General features: G+C 59.4%; 16 protein-coding genes. 15 read left to right on the plus strand and 1 reads right to left on the minus strand.

Annotated elements, in window-relative coordinates; genetic code table 11:
• The first annotated feature begins 19 nt into the window (after positions 1 to 19).
• The 12 genes from HMPREF2878_RS07870 to HMPREF2878_RS07925 all read left to right on the plus strand — a co-directional run bounded on the left by HMPREF2878_RS07870 (position 20) and on the right by HMPREF2878_RS07925 (position 12275).
• Positions 20 to 1852, plus strand: coding sequence for an AMP-dependent synthetase/ligase (locus HMPREF2878_RS07870; protein ID WP_016423122.1), 1833 nt, complete (start codon positions 20 to 22; stop codon positions 1850 to 1852).
• A 118-nt stretch (positions 1853 to 1970) separates the two neighbouring features.
• Positions 1971 to 2744, plus strand: coding sequence for a hypothetical protein (locus HMPREF2878_RS07875; RefSeq protein WP_224783736.1), 774 nt, complete (start codon positions 1971 to 1973; stop codon positions 2742 to 2744).
• Positions 2741 to 3904, plus strand: coding sequence for a radical SAM family heme chaperone HemW (gene hemW / locus HMPREF2878_RS07880; protein ID WP_070653229.1), 1164 nt, complete (start codon positions 2741 to 2743; stop codon positions 3902 to 3904). The genes HMPREF2878_RS07875 and hemW overlap by 4 nt, the downstream gene beginning before the upstream one ends.
• Positions 3905 to 3913: 9 nt before the next feature.
• Positions 3914 to 4951, plus strand: coding sequence for a heat-inducible transcriptional repressor HrcA (hrcA, locus tag HMPREF2878_RS07885; RefSeq protein WP_016423119.1), 1038 nt, complete (start codon positions 3914 to 3916; stop codon positions 4949 to 4951).
• Between the two features lie 2 nt (positions 4952 to 4953).
• Complete coding sequence (dnaJ, locus tag HMPREF2878_RS07890; protein WP_049170716.1) at positions 4954 to 6084, plus strand: molecular chaperone DnaJ; 1131 nt, start codon at positions 4954 to 4956, stop codon at positions 6082 to 6084.
• Positions 6085 to 6128: 44 nt separating this feature from the next.
• Positions 6129 to 6908 (plus strand): 16S rRNA (uracil(1498)-N(3))-methyltransferase, encoded by a 780-nt coding sequence (locus tag HMPREF2878_RS07895; RefSeq protein ID WP_070653231.1) that lies wholly within the window; start codon positions 6129 to 6131, stop codon positions 6906 to 6908.
• A 12-nt stretch (positions 6909 to 6920) separates the two neighbouring features.
• Positions 6921 to 7949, plus strand: coding sequence for a PhoH family protein (locus HMPREF2878_RS07900; protein ID WP_070653234.1), 1029 nt, complete (start codon positions 6921 to 6923; stop codon positions 7947 to 7949).
• Between the two features lie 16 nt (positions 7950 to 7965).
• Positions 7966 to 8499 carry an rRNA maturation RNase YbeY gene (gene ybeY / locus HMPREF2878_RS07905; protein ID WP_005511056.1) on the plus strand — a complete coding sequence of 178 codons (534 nt, stop codon included), beginning with the start codon at positions 7966 to 7968 and terminating at the stop codon, positions 8497 to 8499.
• The gene (locus HMPREF2878_RS07910; RefSeq protein ID WP_016423115.1) at positions 8496 to 9824 is read left to right on the plus strand and encodes a hemolysin family protein; all 1329 of its coding nucleotides are present in this window, start codon (positions 8496 to 8498) and stop codon (positions 9822 to 9824) included. Before ybeY ends, HMPREF2878_RS07910 begins: the two co-directional genes overlap by 4 nt.
• A gap of 4 nt (positions 9825 to 9828) precedes the next feature.
• Positions 9829 to 10770, plus strand: a complete 942-nt coding sequence (era, locus tag HMPREF2878_RS07915; protein WP_042389423.1) for a GTPase Era — start codon at positions 9829 to 9831, stop codon at positions 10768 to 10770.
• Positions 10771 to 10774: 4 nt separating this feature from the next.
• Positions 10775 to 11524, plus strand: coding sequence for a DNA repair protein RecO (gene recO / locus HMPREF2878_RS07920; protein ID WP_016423113.1), 750 nt, complete (start codon positions 10775 to 10777; stop codon positions 11522 to 11524).
• A 28-nt stretch (positions 11525 to 11552) separates the two neighbouring features.
• On the plus strand, positions 11553 to 12275 hold the full coding sequence (locus tag HMPREF2878_RS07925) for an isoprenyl transferase (protein WP_016423112.1): 723 nt from the start codon (positions 11553 to 11555) through the stop codon (positions 12273 to 12275).
• A 34-nt stretch (positions 12276 to 12309) separates the two neighbouring features.
• On the opposite strand, the gene HMPREF2878_RS07930 is transcribed toward HMPREF2878_RS07925, so the two are convergent.
• Entirely contained in the window at positions 12310 to 12804 is a 495-nt protein-coding gene (locus HMPREF2878_RS07930) for a Fur family transcriptional regulator (RefSeq protein WP_016423111.1), read from the minus strand.
• Between the two features lie 190 nt (positions 12805 to 12994).
• Here HMPREF2878_RS07930 and HMPREF2878_RS07935 point away from each other — a divergent pair, with 190 nt between their 5' ends.
• From HMPREF2878_RS07935 to HMPREF2878_RS07945, 3 genes are read left to right on the plus strand one after another with little or no spacing between them, the layout of a single operon-like run.
• The gene (locus tag HMPREF2878_RS07935; RefSeq protein ID WP_049170727.1) at positions 12995 to 14380 is read left to right on the plus strand and encodes a glycine--tRNA ligase; all 1386 of its coding nucleotides are present in this window, start codon (positions 12995 to 12997) and stop codon (positions 14378 to 14380) included.
• Positions 14380 to 14949 (plus strand): hypothetical protein, encoded by a 570-nt coding sequence (locus HMPREF2878_RS07940; RefSeq protein WP_016423109.1) that lies wholly within the window; start codon positions 14380 to 14382, stop codon positions 14947 to 14949. The genes HMPREF2878_RS07935 and HMPREF2878_RS07940 overlap by 1 nt, the downstream gene beginning before the upstream one ends.
• Complete coding sequence (locus HMPREF2878_RS07945; protein ID WP_016423108.1) at positions 14937 to 15353, plus strand: hypothetical protein; 417 nt, start codon at positions 14937 to 14939, stop codon at positions 15351 to 15353. Before HMPREF2878_RS07940 ends, HMPREF2878_RS07945 begins: the two co-directional genes overlap by 13 nt.
• Positions 15354 to 15355: the final 2 nt, after the last annotated feature.

Raw genomic sequence — 15355 nt, forward strand, 5'->3', positions numbered from 1 at the left:
AGTAGGGGTTTGTAACTCGATGCGTGAATATACTACCGAGGCGAAATACGTCATCGGCGAGGACGAAACGATTATTACCTCGCTGCAGGAGCTGGTGCAGAAGCGCCCGAAGCTGGTGCTTTTCACTCGCCCCAAGAACTTTGAGTGGGTAAATGTCACTGCTCAGGAGTTCTATGACGAGGCAAAGGGCGTCGCTAAGGGGCTAATTGCCAACGGTGTTCAGCCGGGCGACCGCGTAGCGCTGCTCAGTGAGACTCGCTACGAGTGGAACCTGATCAATACCGCTATCTGGATGGCAGGCGCTGCTGTTGTCCCGATTTACGGCTCTTCTTCGTCTGGCCAGATTCGTTGGATTATTGAAAACTCCGGTGCTGTTTTCGCATTTACCGAGTCGCGTGAGCACACCGACCGCATGAAGCCTCTGCTGGTCGAAAAGGGCACCGAGAACCCGGAGGGCGAGTCTCAGCTGCGTCGTGTACTGGAGATTAACGCTTCCGCTACTGACACCATTAGCTACGAAGGCCGTGACATTGACGGCGACGAGGTCGAGCGCCGCATCAAGGACACCAAGGCCGACGACCTGGCAACCGTGATTTACACCTCCGGTACCACTGGTCGTCCGAAGGGCTGCGTGCTCCTGCACAGCAACTGGCTGGCGGAGGCCCGCGCCATCCTCACCAACGAGATTGGCCTGATTGCCCGTCCGGGGAACCGCATTCTGACCTTCCTGCCGTTGGCGCACGTGTTGGCTCACGCAGTGTCCCTGGCTTCGATGATTTCCGGTGCTACCCAGTCTCACTGGGCTGATACCAAGACCGTCACCCTGGAGTTCCAGCGTTCCCGTCCGCACATGATTCTCGGTGTGCCGCGCGTGTTCGAGAAGGTTCGTGACTCCGCCTACGCCTCCGCTAAGGAGAAGGGCGCATTCGGCCTGGCCATGTTCGAGCGTGCTGAGGCCACCGCCATCGAGTACTCCAAGGCACTGGATACTCCGGCAGGTCCGTCGCGTGTCTTGAAGCTGCGTCGCCAGCTCTACGATCGCCTGCTGTTCTCGAAAATTCGCGCAGCTATGGGTGAGGCCGTGCAGTACACCATTTCCGGTGGTTCGGCTCTGTCCTCTGACCTCGGGCACTTCTTCCGTGGTCTCGGTGTGCCTGTCTACGAAGGCTACGGTCTGACTGAGTCCACGGCTGCCGTCACCGTGAACAACCCGAGCGAGCAGATTATTGGTACCGTTGGTCGTCCGGTCGGTGGTTGCTCCGCCGCTATCGCTGATGACGGCGAAGTTCTGCTCCGTGGTCCGGTTGTGTTCGACCGCTACTGGAAGAACGAAGAGGCAACCAAGGAAGCCTTCATCGACGGCGAATGGTTTAAGACTGGTGACCTCGGTGAGCTGACCGAAGAAGGCCACCTGAAGATCACCGGCCGCAAGAAGGACCTCATTGTCACCGCAGGTGGTAAGAATGTCGCGCCGGGTCCGATGGAAGACCGCATGCGTGCGCACCCGCTGGTGTCCCAGGCAGTCGTCATCGGCGATGGTCGTCCGTTCGTCTCCGTGTTGGTCACTCTCGATGAGGAGGCACTGGAGAAGTGGAAGATTGAGCACTCCGTCCCCGAGCACACCTCGATCCGTGAACTCGCTGCCTCCAGCGCAGTTTTGCGCGCCGAGATTCAGGACGCCGTCAACTCCGCTAACGAGCTGGTTTCTCACGCAGAGGCTATTAAGAAGTTTCATATTCTGGACAGTGACTTCACCGAGGAAAGCGGCGAGCTGACCCCGACCATGAAGGTCAAGCGCAACATTGTCATGGACAACTACTCGCGTGACATTGAGGCTCTCTACCAGCGTTAATTCACGTTCTGCCCGCTGTCGATAGAAAACGGCAGCGTGTTGTTACCGCGCTAGCGCCCCTCACCCCATTAAGGTGAGGGGCGCTAGAAATTTTTAAGGAGTTTTCAGTTTTCGAAAGTTGGCATTCGTCAATGTTCGTCGGTACTCGGAAGCGGAAAACTGCAATGATGTCACCGACACCGAAGATGTCGTGGGAGGGCGGGCAATGATTAACCACTTCGATGCTCGGCTACGCCTGCGCGAAGTGACCCAAGAGCTCTACGACATTGGTGACGAAGTTGCCGAACACATCGAGCACCTCGCTCAGGCGGTTGCTGATGTAGATCGTGAGCTGGTGGACGAATGTGTTCTCGAGCTCGCTGACATCGTCGACGAGGCCGTTGAGGACTGCCGCCCTCTGATTGGTGAACTTGATGGTCTACGCCAAGCGTTTACCTCCGGCATTCGCTCGGGGCGCATCGGTACTCTTTCCTCCGCTTCGACACCGCGTCGACACCCGCATCCGGCACCGAAGTCTCCGGATGTGCAGTCACTGTCGCTCATTCCGGCTCCTTTGAAGCATCCGGTTGCAGTCCCTACGGTCACGCAGGCAATGATTGCTCGCTCCGATGCCGTGGCTTCTTACCTGGAGGAACTCGCCGACTGGGTTTCCGCCGAAAACATCCGAGGCGTGGAGAAGCTCGGTAGTGTGGTGCTTCCGCAGCTTTACGCGCAGTCTGGCCGCCGAGCACTGTCCGCTGCCGCCGCTTGGTGTGTTGCTGTTCCCGAGACTCATCCGGCAGTTGCCAATGCGCTGCGCGGCCGTAGGCCTCCGGAGTTCCTGATGGAACGTGCCCGCATCGATGAAATTGTCCGCCGCGTCAAGCAACGTCGAGCCAAGGAGCATGCGTGAGCGAAGCCTCCGCACACACCGATTCCTTCGGTGTCTACTTACACGTCCCATTCTGTGCCACCCGTTGTGGCTACTGTGATTTCAACACGTACACGCCAGGTCAGCTGGGCAGTGGCGCAACGCAGGGAGACTACCTCGATGCCATCGTGGCTGAGCTCGAGATGGCCGTCGTAAAGCACCCCGAACTAGCGCGTGGCGCCGATACCGTATTCGTCGGCGGGGGTACGCCGTCGATGTTGGGGGCGAGTGGTCTTCGTCGTCTGCTCGACGGTGTGCGCAACAGCTTTGGGCTTGCTGACGACGCTGAGGTCACCACCGAGTCGAATCCCGAGTCGACCTCCCCGGAGTTTTTCGAAGGCCTGGCCGAGGCAGGGTTTACCCGGGTGAGTCTGGGCATGCAGTCGGCTGTGCCGCATGTGCTGGCCACTCTGGATCGTACGCACACGCCGGGGCGTCCTGCGGCGGCAGTGGCGGAGGCACGCGCTGCCGGTTTTGAGCACATCAACCTCGACGTTATCTATGGCACGCCAGGGGAGTCGATGGCGGATCTCGATACGACGTTGGAGGCGGTCCTGGCCACGGAGGTCGATCATGTTTCGGCGTACTCGCTGATTGTCGAGCCGGGTACTGCGATGGCGCGTAAGGTCCGTCGTGGTGAGCTGCCGATGCCTGACGACGACGATCTCGCCGACCGCTACGAGCGCATCGATGCCGCACTGAGTCAAGCCGGTTTCTCCTGGTACGAGGTGTCCAACTGGGCGAAACCGGGCGGCCAATGTCGTCACAATATGCTCTACTGGCGCGATGGAAATTGGTGGGGTGCGGGCCCCGGTGCCCATTCGCATCTGGATGGCACGAGGTTTTACAACGTCAAGCATCCGGCTCGCTACGCGGCGACCATTTCCGGCGGAGAGTTGCCGATTAAGGATTCAGAAGGGCTAACGGCCGAGGATCGGCACACTGAGAAGATTATGCTGGGCCTCCGCTTGGCCGAGGGTATCGATGCCAATCTGCTCGGTGAGGATGAGCTGGGCAAGGCACGTCGGCAAGCGGAAGCGGGCATGGTGGAGTTTGTTTCCGTCGATTGTGGCCAGCGGATTCAGCTGACCAATCGCGGTCGTTTGCTGGCCGACGCAATAATTGTTGACATCCTTAGTTAAACTATCCGCATGTCATCTCAGACGGATAAGCGCAGGCAGGAAGTTCTTCGGGCAATTGTCTCGGATTACGTAGCTTCCCAGGAGCCAGTCGGCTCGAAGGCTCTGGTGGAGCGCCACAATCTGGGTGTGTCCTCGGCGACCATTAGAAATGACATGGCGGTGCTGGAGGCTGAAGGTTATATCCAGCAGGAACATGCATCGTCCGGGCGTATCCCGACTGAGAAGGGCTACCGCCTTTTTGTGGACAATCTTTCGCAGATTAAGCCGCTGTCCCGGGCCGAGCGCCGAGCTATCCTCGAGTTCCTCGAAGGCGGCGTCGATCTGGAGGACGTGCTGCGCCGCAGTGTGCAGCTGCTGGCCCAGCTAACTCGTCAGGTCGCAGTGGTGCAGGTGCCGACGCTGGAGGTCTCCCGCGTCCGGCACTGCGAGGTCGTACAGCTCGCCGACGCGCGATTGTTGCTGGTAGTCATCACTGACACCGGGCGCGTGGAGCAGCGCAATGTTGAGCTGCCAGCACCGATGGATCCCGATCTCGTGCCGCTCTTGCGTGAGCATTTCAACCGCGCAATGTCGGGGCACACGCTTGCCGACGCGTCGATTGCGATCTCCGATCTTGCGGCTAACGCCCCGCGTGATTTGCGGGATGTGCTTATTCGCTGCTCGACGGTGCTGGTGGAGTCGCTGATTGAAAAGCCGAATGACAGACTCATCCTGGCCGGGGCATCGAATTTGACCCGTGGTAATATGGCCGGTCGCTTACCTTCTACGTTGCCCATGGTTCTTGAAGCTCTCGAAGAACAGGTGGTCGTGCTGAAACTGCTGTCGGCCGCGCAGGATTTGCACCACGTTCGCGTTTCCATCGGTGAGGAAAACGAGGACGAGGAGCTGCGCGCTACCTCAGTTGTTTCAACTGGCTATGGCACCGGCACCGAAATTTTGGGTGGCATGGGCGTAGTTGGCCCCACATTTATGGATTATCCGGGAACAATTTCCTCGGTTGCTGCTGTTGCACAGTACGTTGGCCGGGTATTGAAAGGAAGTAGCTAAAGTTGGCACGCGACTATTACGGCATCCTCGGAGTGGAGAAGGACGCTACGGACGCTGAGATTAAGAAGGCGTACCGAAAGCTGGCGCTCAAGTACCACCCAGACCGTAATCCGGGTGATGAAGAAGCTGCGGAGAAGTTCCGTGAGGCCTCTGAGGCGAACGAGGTCCTGCTGGATCCTGAAAAGCGCCGGATTGTGGATATGGGAGGAGATCCTCTCAATCCGCAGGGCGGTATGCCAGGCGGCGGCTTCGGCGGTTTCGGTGGCGGCGGAGTCGGCGATATCTTCGAAGCATTCTTCGGCGGTGCCGGCGGTACCCGCCAGCGCCGCTCGCGTGTACAGCCAGGTGCAGATGCGCTGCTGCGTATTTCGCTGGGCCTCGATGAGGCATTCACCGGTGTCCGCAAGCCCATCACGGTGGACACCGCGGTGCTGTGTGAGCAGTGCGAGGGAACTGGCTCGAAGTCCAAATCCAAGCCGAAGATGTGTACCAGCTGTGATGGCACTGGCGAGATTCAGCAGGTCCAGCGTTCCTTCCTGGGCAATGTGATGACCTCGCGGCCGTGCCCGACTTGTGAGGGCACCGGCGAGATCATCCCCGATCCGTGTAACAACTGCGGTGGCGATGGCCGCGTCCGTGCTCGCCGTGATCTGACGGTCAACGTTCCGGCAGGTATCTCTGATGGCATGCGTATTCGCATGGCAGGGCAGGGCGAGGTCGGTCCGGGCGGTGGCCCGGCGGGTGACCTCTACGTGGAAGTTGCCATGGACCCGCACCCTGTATTCGAGCGTGAGGGCGATGATCTGCACTTTAACGTGCAGGTGCCCATGGCTGATGCCGCACTTGGTACCGAGTTTGAGGTCGACGACCTGCTCGGCGAACCAATGACCATCAAGGTTGATTCGGGCACCCAGCCGGCAGAGCAGATTCGTCTGTCGGGTAAGGGCATGCCGCATCTGCGCGGCGAGGGCAACGGCGACGTGGTCGCACACGTCGATGTCACGGTGCCGACGAAGCTGGACCGCAAGTCCCGCGAGCTGCTGGAGAAGCTACGCGAGCACCGCGATGATGATGCCAAGGTGGCAGACTCGAGTGAGCGCAACGGTTTCTTCTCCCGATTCCGCCGCCGTTAGAACACGCCATCCCCAAAGCCCCCTCCAGTGAGTGTGAAGCACACATGAGTTTGCCCGTATTCCTCGGTGAGTTCACCGAGCTGCCGCGCCCGGAAGAAATCATTCGAATCCTCGGGTCGGAGGCAAAGCACATCAGCGTTCGCAGGCTGAAGGAGGCCGCGGAGATTCTTCTTGCCAATGGTGCGGACAAGGTGGTGCGGGCACAGCTCATGCACGTAGATCCGCGTGAGGTCCACGTTCGCGTAGTTGCCGCCGAGGAACGTCCACGTCCGCGCCCGCACGTCACTGTGGTGCAGGCACTGCCGAAGTCGGATCGTGCTGAGCTTGCGGTCGATTTGATGACCGAGGCCGGGGTCGATGAGATTATCCCCTGGGCGGCCGTGAATTGTGTGGCCCGATGGCAGGGTACCGCGAAGGTCACTAAGGCCCGCGCCAAGTGGCAGTCGGCTGCGCGCGAGGCAGCCAAGCAGGCTCGTCGTGCATGGATTCCGCCGGTCGCTGACCTGCATAGCTCCGCTGATATTGAGCAACTCATCCAGGAAACCACGTCAGCAGGTGGTGTGGCAGCAGTTTTGCACGAGGAGGAAACAGCTCCGTTCGTGGACTTCGCCGCGCAGGCAGCAAACGCTGACAAGGTTCTTTTCATCGTCGGCCCAGAAGGGGGAGTCAGTCCTGGGGAACTCGAGGCCTTCCGCGCCGCAGGTGCTAGCTCGGTAGTACTCGGCCCGACAGTTCTCCGCAGCGCCCTCGCGGGAGCTGCTGCTCTTTGCGCACTGGGCCCGTTGACAAAGCGCTGGGGCGGCGCACCCACGCCTGGTCAGTAGGATAGACGCATAATGACAAAGTATTCAGTAACTGCTCGTACCACTGCCGTCGTCGAGCTCGATGACAATCTCGCGCCGATTGTGGTCGGTCATGCGGATCAGAACCTACGTCTGCTGGAATCTCTGCTGGCAGCGGATATTCATGTCCGCGGCGGAGTTGTGACAATCAAGGGTGCTCCGGCGGATGTTTCGTTGGCTGTCCGCGCTTTCAAGGAGTTAGAGGCAATGGCCCGTCGTGGGCACGAGCTCTCCCCGGAGTCGGTGCGGCACGCGGTGGGCATTGTGGATCGCGGGGAGAAGTCCGCCAGCGAGGTGCTCGGTGGCGGCATCGTGACGCATCGTGGCAAGACCGTGCGTCCCAAGACTGAGGGACAAAAGAACTACGTCGATGCCATCGACCGCTATAACGTTGTTTTCGGTATCGGCCCCGCCGGTACGGGCAAGACCTTCCTGGCCATGGCCAAGGCTGTTGCTGCGCTGAAGAATAAGCAGGTCGAACGCATTATTCTGACTCGCCCCGCAGTGGAGGCCGGTGAAAACCTGGGCTTCCTGCCGGGTACTCTGCATGAGAAGATTGACCCCTACCTGCGCCCATTGCACGATGCGATGCGCGAAATGCTTGAGCCAGAGCTGATTCCAAAGCTGATGGAAACTGGGGTAGTGGAGGTCGCACCGCTGGCGTACATGCGCGGTCGTACCTTGAACAATGCGTTCATCATTCTCGACGAAGCACAGAACACTACTCCGGCGCAGATGAAAATGTTCCTCACCCGCCTGGGCTTCGGTTCGAAGATGGTCATCACCGGTGACGCCAGCCAGGTCGACCTGCCTCGGGGGCAGAAGTCCGGTCTAGCTGTCGCCCGTGAGGTGCTGCGCGGTGTGCCGGGAATCGCTTTTCCGGCGCTGGCGGCTGTGGATGTGGTACGCAACCCGCTGGTAACCGCAATTGTCGAGGCCTACGATGACTACGATGCCTATAACGAAGGTATTGAGCAGGGCACCGAGTCCCCACAAAAGCGACAGTCCGCCACAAAGCGATAAAGGACGCTGAAATTACATGAGCATTGAAGTTTTCAACGAGTCCGGTCAGGGCGTCAATGAAGAGTCGCTTATCGACGTTGCCCGTTATGCGCTGGGCCGCCTGGACGTGCATCCGGCAGCCGAGCTGAGCATTCACATTGTCGACTTGAAGACGATCGAAGACCTCCATGTGCGCTGGCTGGATCTGCCGGGTCCGACAGATGTGATGAGCTTCCCGATGGATGAGCTCACTCCTGGCTCTGGCCGACCAGATGCAGCTAGCCCAGGGCCTGCAATGCTGGGCGACATTGTGTTGTGCCCGGAGTTTGCCGCGGGGCAGGCGGAGCGTGCAGGTCATCCGCTGAGCCACGAGTTGGTTCTGCTCACCGTGCACGGCGTACTGCACCTGTTGGGTTATGACCATGTCACGGCGGAGGAAGAGCGCCAGATGTTCTCCCTGCAGAATGGCCTGTTGGCGGATTGGTACGACGACATCGATCGTCGTGGCGTGAGCTTTTCCGAAAAACCAATTAACCCCAATGCGTTCCCGGAGCGTTCTAACGAGCGATGATTACTTTGATAATTGTCGCCGTTGTGGCGATGATCTGCGCTGGCGGACTTAACACAGTCGAAACTGCGGTCGCAGGCATTTCCCGTGCACGCGTGGCAGAACTGCAGCGCGACGAGGTCGCAGGTGCTAATGCTCTTCTCAAGGTCGTAGAAAATCGCGCCCGGCACGTCAATGTGCTGGTGATCTTGCGTACGCTGTGCGAGTCAATCGGTGCAGTGACGCTTGCGGCGGTCTGTCTTAAGCTTTTCGAGCCGGAACGCTGGGCCATTGTGGCTGCAGTGGTGTTGCTCGCTCTGTTCACCTTCCTGGTCCTCGGGGTGTTTTCCCGCACGATGGGTCGGAAGAATCCGTACTCGATTTCCCTCGCCACCGCGGTCGTCCTGAGTTTTATGGCCAAGGTGTTGGGGCCACTGGAAAAGTTGCTGATTTGGTTCGGCAACATCATCACCCCTGGTGGTGGCTTCCGCGATGGCCCGTTCGCCACCGAAGTCGAGTTGCGCGAGATGGTCGATATCGCCCAGGAGCGCGGCATTGTGGAGCACGATGAGCGCCGCATGATTCAGTCTGTGTTTGATCTCGCGGAAACGTCGGCACGCGTTGTTATGGTTCCGCGCCCAGAGATGGTGTGGATTGAGGCGGATAAGCACTGCGGTCAGGCAGTGGCCCTATGCGTGAAGTCGGGTCACTCGCGACTGCCGGTGATTGGCGAGAGCGTTGAGGACATCGTCGGCGTCATTTACTTGAAGGACATTGTCCAGCAGACGTACTCGCGTACTGATGGTGGCCGCGGTGTTCGCGTCTCCGAGGTCATGCGCGACTGCGTTTTTGTTCCCGACTCCAAGCCACTGGATGATCTGCTCGATGAAATGCAGCGCACCCGCAATCACATCGCCATTCTCATCGACGAATATGGATCGGTCGCCGGTCTTATCTCTATTGAGGACATCCTCGAGGAGATTGTCGGTGAGATCGCCGACGAATACGACGAGGCCGAGCAGGCCCCCATCGAACCACTGGGGGATGCCTCCTACCGCGTCCAGGCGCGCCTCAGCTTGGGCGAGCTCATAGAGCTTTACGACGAAGCCCACGGGCGCCAACTCGTCTTCGATGACGAGGTCACCGATGAGGTGGATACGGTCTCCGGTCTGTTGGCATATGAGCTTGGACGTGTGCCACTGCCCGGTTCGTACGTAGAATATGCAGGACTGAAGTTTACCGCCGAGGGCTCGCGTGACCGTCGTGGTCGTATGCGGGTACGCACTGTGGTGGTGGAGCCGACTGCGGAGTTTTACTCCGAGGAAGAAGATACTGATGGGCAATCTTGATGACATGCTGGCCAATGCTGGACTTGGCGGAGATGCTGATGATTACAGTGCGCCGGAGGGCTTTCGCTCTGGGTTCGTTTCCATTGTGGGGCGTCCGAATACCGGTAAGTCCACGCTGACCAATTCCCTGGTGGGCGAGAAGATCGCTATTACCGCTAACCAGCCGGAAACCACGCGTCATCCAGTCCGAGGTGTAGTCCACCGCGAGAACTGTCAGATTGTTGTCGTGGATACGCCAGGTCTGCACAAGCCACGCACGCTGCTCGGTGAGCGCCTGAATGACATGGTTCAGGAGACCTATTCCGATGTGGACTTGGTAGCGATGGTCGTGCCTGCCGACGAGAAAATTGGTCCCGGTGACCGTTGGATTTACGAGAACGTCTCCAAAGGTTGCAAGAACATCATGGGCATTGTGTCCAAGGTGGATAAGGTCTCGCGCGACACCATTATTGAGCGCCTGATCGAGCTGCAGGAGTTGCTCGGTCCGGATGCTGAGTTGGTTCCACTGTCGTCGAAGTCCGGGGAGAATATCAATACGCTGATTGATGTCATGGCTTCCCAGTTGCCGGAGGGCCCACGCCTGTACCCAAAGGGGCACATCACCGATGAGGATCTGCACACCCGGATGGCGGAGCTCATTCGCGAGGCGGCCCTCGGCGGTCTGCGCGATGAGTTGCCGCACTCCGTGGCAGTCCAGATTGATGAGGTGCTGCCGAACCAGGACCGCGAAGGCGTCCTGGATGTCCACGCCGTTATCTATGTCGAGCGTTCGGGGCAGAAGTCCATCCTCATGGGGCGCGACGGTCGACGCATGGGCACCACCATTCACAAGGCTCGTAAGGAACTCATTGCGCTGCTCGGTCAGAATGTTTACCTCGACCTGCGCGTGAAGGTGCTGAAGGACTGGCAGTCGGACCCGAAGCAGCTGGGCAAGTTGGGATTCTAAAAAGTTGGTCGAGCCGTATCGCGACCGTGCGCTGGTCGTACGCCGCTACGACCTCGGCGAAGCCGATCGCATCATCGTCCTTTTCACCCGCGACCACGGCCTAGTCCGCGGTGTCGCCAAAGGCGTGCGGCGCGCGAAGAGCCGCTTCGGCTCCCGCCTCTCACCATTCGTCGACGTGGATGTCAACATCTACCCACGCCGAGGACTGTCCACTATCGCAGGCGCAGATACCGTGCGCACGTGGGCAGCACCGCTTGTCGACGACTATGCGCGCTACACCTGTGCGTGTGCAGTCCTGGACGTCGCCGAACGCATTGTCGGCGAGGAGCAAGTGCCGGCTCCCGAATTGTGGGATCTCACCACCCAATCGCTCGACGACGTTGCGGCCGGTCGCCATCGCCCCGATTTGTTGCTGACCTCCTACATCCTGCGAGCAATGGCGCAGGCAGGTTGGCAGCCAAGCCTCTTTGAATGCGCAGGCTGCGGCAAAGCCGGCCCGCACCACGCGTTTTCTCCCGCACTGGGCGGAGCAGTGTGCACTAACTGCCGGCCACCGGGTGCAGATACTCCGCCGACCGAGGTTCTGCATCTAATGTGGCAGCTTGCTCATGAGCAATGGGCGGGCATCGATACGTCGTCAAGCGAATTCGAGGGACGGATGGCGACGGCGCGTACCCTAACGGCGAAGTACCTGCAGTACTACCTGGGCCGCCGGGTGCCGGCGCTGGAACATGTGGATGCTTTTTGGCAGTAAACAGTAGCGGTGGGGCACAATAGGAAGCGTGTTGAATCCTCCTGTACCGCAGCAATTCGTGCCCAATCACATCGCGCTCGTGATGGACGGCAATGGTAGATGGGCCGAACAGCGTGGGCTCAAACGCACCGAGGGGCACAAGCGTGGTGAGGCCGTGCTGATGGAGTGCGTCGATGCTTGTTTGGAGATGGGCGTCAAGCACCTGTCGGCTTACGCATTTTCCACTGAGAATTGGCGCCGTTCGGTCGATGAGGTCCGATTCCTTATGGGCTTTAATCGCGATGTGCTGCGCCGACGTCGTGATGAGTTGGATTCGAAGAACGTTCGCGTGCGTTGGGCAGGGCGTCGCCCGCGACTGTGGCGCTCGGTTATTAAGGAACTTGAGATTGCCGAGGAGCAGACGAAGGACAATGACGCGCTAACTCTGTATATGTGCGTCAACTACGGTGGTCGCGCTGAAATTGTTGATGCTGCTAGAGAGATTGCTCGTCAGGCAGCAGCGGGGGAGCTCAGCGAATATGACTTGACCGAGAAGTCTTTCGCACAGTTCCTGGATGAGCCGACTATGCCGGATGTTGATCTGTTCCTGCGTCCATCGGGCGAGCAGCGCACGTCCAACTTCTTAATCTGGCAGTCCGCCTATGCGGAGATGGTCTATCAGGACAAGCTTTTCCCGGATTTCGGTCGGGATGACATGCGCGCCGCAGTGGTGGAGTACGCCAAGCGCGACCGTAGGTTCGGCAAGGCCTAGAGCCGATATTTTTTAGGGGGGGAGGGAGCCCGGGCTACTTCTTCTGGCAGTCCCTGCACAGGCCGAAGACCTCAGCAGTGTGCCCGGTCAGATTAAAACCGTGCTCCTCCGCAAGGCTGTGAGCCCACTGCTCGACAGGGCCGCCGGCGACTTCAACGGTGCTGCCGCAATCGGTGCAGACCAGGTGATGATGGTGGTGGTCACCGCACAGCCGGTAGAGAGCCTCTCCGGAGGCATTGTGCAGAACATCGACAATGTCCATTTCTGCAAGGGACTGGAGCGTCCGATAGACCGTCGTCAAGCCGACCTTGTCCCCACGTTCCGTCAGCGACTTATGAATGTCAGCAGCGGAGCGAAAATTAGGGGCCTCACTCATAATCGACACGACGGCGCGGCGTTGGCGAGTACTGCGCTGGCCGATGCGGGTTGCGGCCGGCCGCGCGGAGGCGTGTGCCCCGGTGCTAGCGGGGGAGCCCGTACCACGTGGGTTTTCGCCAGAACTAACTTCGTGCATATCTTCGCCAGCCATGTAACCGACACTACCCGGTATCGGTTGGACAAGATGCGCTAGAGTATAGGGGAACTTTTAACTGGCCTGTTGGGGTCAGTACATTTTGCTTTTCATTATGTCGTTCGCCGCACGGAACGGGCTGAATTGTGTGCCCGGAAAAGGCGTGTGGTGTGCGATGCGAAGCCATTTATAAGGAGTGGTCTAGACCGTGGCACCTAAGTCAGTTGTCGATACCGTCGCCAACCTGTGTAAGCGCAGGGGGTTCGTTTACCCGTGTGGTGAAATTTACGGCGGTACCCGCTCGGCATGGGATTACGGTCCCCTGGGTGTGGAGCTGAAGGAAAACATCAAGCGCCAGTGGTGGAAGACCTTCGTCACCGGCCGTAAGGATGTCGTCGGCCTGGATTCCTCCATTATCCTGCCGCGCCAGGTCTGGGAAGCTTCCGGCCACGTCGCTACCTTCACCGACCCGCTGGTGGAGTCCCTGCACACCCACAAGCGCTACCGCGCTGACCACCTGCTGGAGGCCTACGAGGCCAAGCACGGTCACCCGCCGGCCAATGGTTTGGCAGACGTTCCGGACCCGGAGACCGGTCAGCCGGGCAACTGGACCGAGCCGCAGATGTTCTCCGGTCTGATGAAGACCTTCCTCGGCCCGGTCGACAATGAGCAGGGCCTGCACTACATGCGCCCGGAGACCGCTCAGGGTATCTTCGTCAACTTCAAGAACGTTATGACCACGGCTCGCCTGAAGCCACCGTTCGGTATCGGCCAGACCGGTAAGGCATTCCGCAACGAGATCACCCCGGGTAACTTCATCTTCCGTACCCGCGAGTTCGAACAGATGGAGATCGAGTACTTCGTCGCACCGGACCAGGCGGAAGAGAAGTTCGATGAGTGGGTCGACGCCTGCTGGAACTGGTTCATTGACCTGGGCGTTAACCCGGAGAACATGCGTCAGTTCGACGTTCCGAAGGACGAGCGCGCTCACTACTCTGCACGCACGATTGACTTCGAGTACCGCTTCCACTTCCAGGGCAACGAGTGGGGCGAGCTGATGGGTGTCGCCAACCGTACGGACTACGACCTCGGCTGCCACATCGAGCACTCCAAGGAAGACCTGCGTTACCACGACCAGGTCACCGGCGAAAAGTACGTTCCGTACGTCATTGAGCCGTCCTTCGGTCTGACCCGCGCCTTGATGGCCTTCCTGTGTGATGCCTACACCGAGGAAGAGGTGCCGAACGCAAAGGGCGGCACCGACACCCGTACCGTGCTGAAGCTAGACCCGCGTCTGTCGCCGGTTAAGGTTGCTGTTCTGCCGCTGTCGAAGAAGGACACCCTGACTCCGACCGCTGAGGCTGTCGCGGACAAGCTGCGCCAGTACTGGGCCGTCGATTACGACACCTCCGGTGCTATCGGCCGTCGTTACCGTCGCCAGGATGAGATCGGTACTCCGTTCTGTGTCACCGTTGACTTCGATACTCTCGAGGACAACGCTGTGACCGTCCGTGACCGCGACACCATGGAGCAGGAGCGCGTCAAGATTGACGAGCTGGAAGGCTACCTCGCAGCTCGCCTGGTGGGCTGCTAATGGCCGAAGAAGTTTTTTGGGAATCCTATAGTCTCGGCGACGGCTCTCGGGAAAAATCCGAGCAAACCTGGCCGATTCTGAAGGAAAGCACCGAAGTCGGCACGTACATCCGTGATGAGCAGGGCGATCGCCTCAACACCCCGGAAGGGGAGTGGGTCATTGATGCCTCTGCTAATCACCGTGTTTCCGCCACGCTTCCCAACGGCCGCGTGTTCTCGACCGTTGCTGCTGACCGTGACAAGATTTCGCGAGCCAAGCAGCTTTCAGTGACCTTTGGGCCGGATCGTCCTGAAGGCAAGCTGGTGTGCGAGGGATCGACGAACTACGTCATCGAGAATGCGAAGACCGGCGAGAAGTGGGGTCAGTTTACCGGTGCGTCCCGTGGCGTGCGCCACGCAGAGGTGCAGTTCGACACCGATGAGGGCCGTGCGCTGCCGGAAGAGGAGAAGATCTTCCTGGTCTACAGTGCTCGTCGAGTGCTGGAGTCCCGCATGGTTTCCTCTACCTGGATTCTCACTGTCTGCTTGCTCTTGCTGATTGCCTATATGATTTGGGTGTGGATCGTGTAGCAACTATTGCAGACGGCGTCGTTTACGACGAGAACCAAAAGGCCCTGTCCGACGGCTGGAGCTGTCAGGACGGGGTCTTTAGTGCTTTCTGGATCACCTCGTCACAAGGGCGTGGCTGGCAGGTGAAAGCCCGCTTTTTTAGCACGAACGCGCTAGTGATGACGAATCCGGATGAGGGGGATTCTTTCGTCCTAAACAGAGAAGGACGGGGAATTCGCACGGTCTTCGACATCGAGCGGCCAGGCTATGAGCTCGCCCGAATCGTCAGAGAGGACAGTCTAGGCCGAGGGGTATTTGGTGTCTATGCCCAGAAAGGAGACTTCCGGGGGAGTTTCGAAGACTGGCTGATTGCCGCCGCTCTGGCGACGTGGTCTGTGGATGGACCACGCCAGATGCGAATTTAGGC

The sequence above is a fragment of the Corynebacterium sp. HMSC065H09 genome (assembly GCF_001812845.1).
Taxonomy (GTDB): domain Bacteria; phylum Actinomycetota; class Actinomycetes; order Mycobacteriales; family Mycobacteriaceae; genus Corynebacterium; species Corynebacterium jeikeium_D.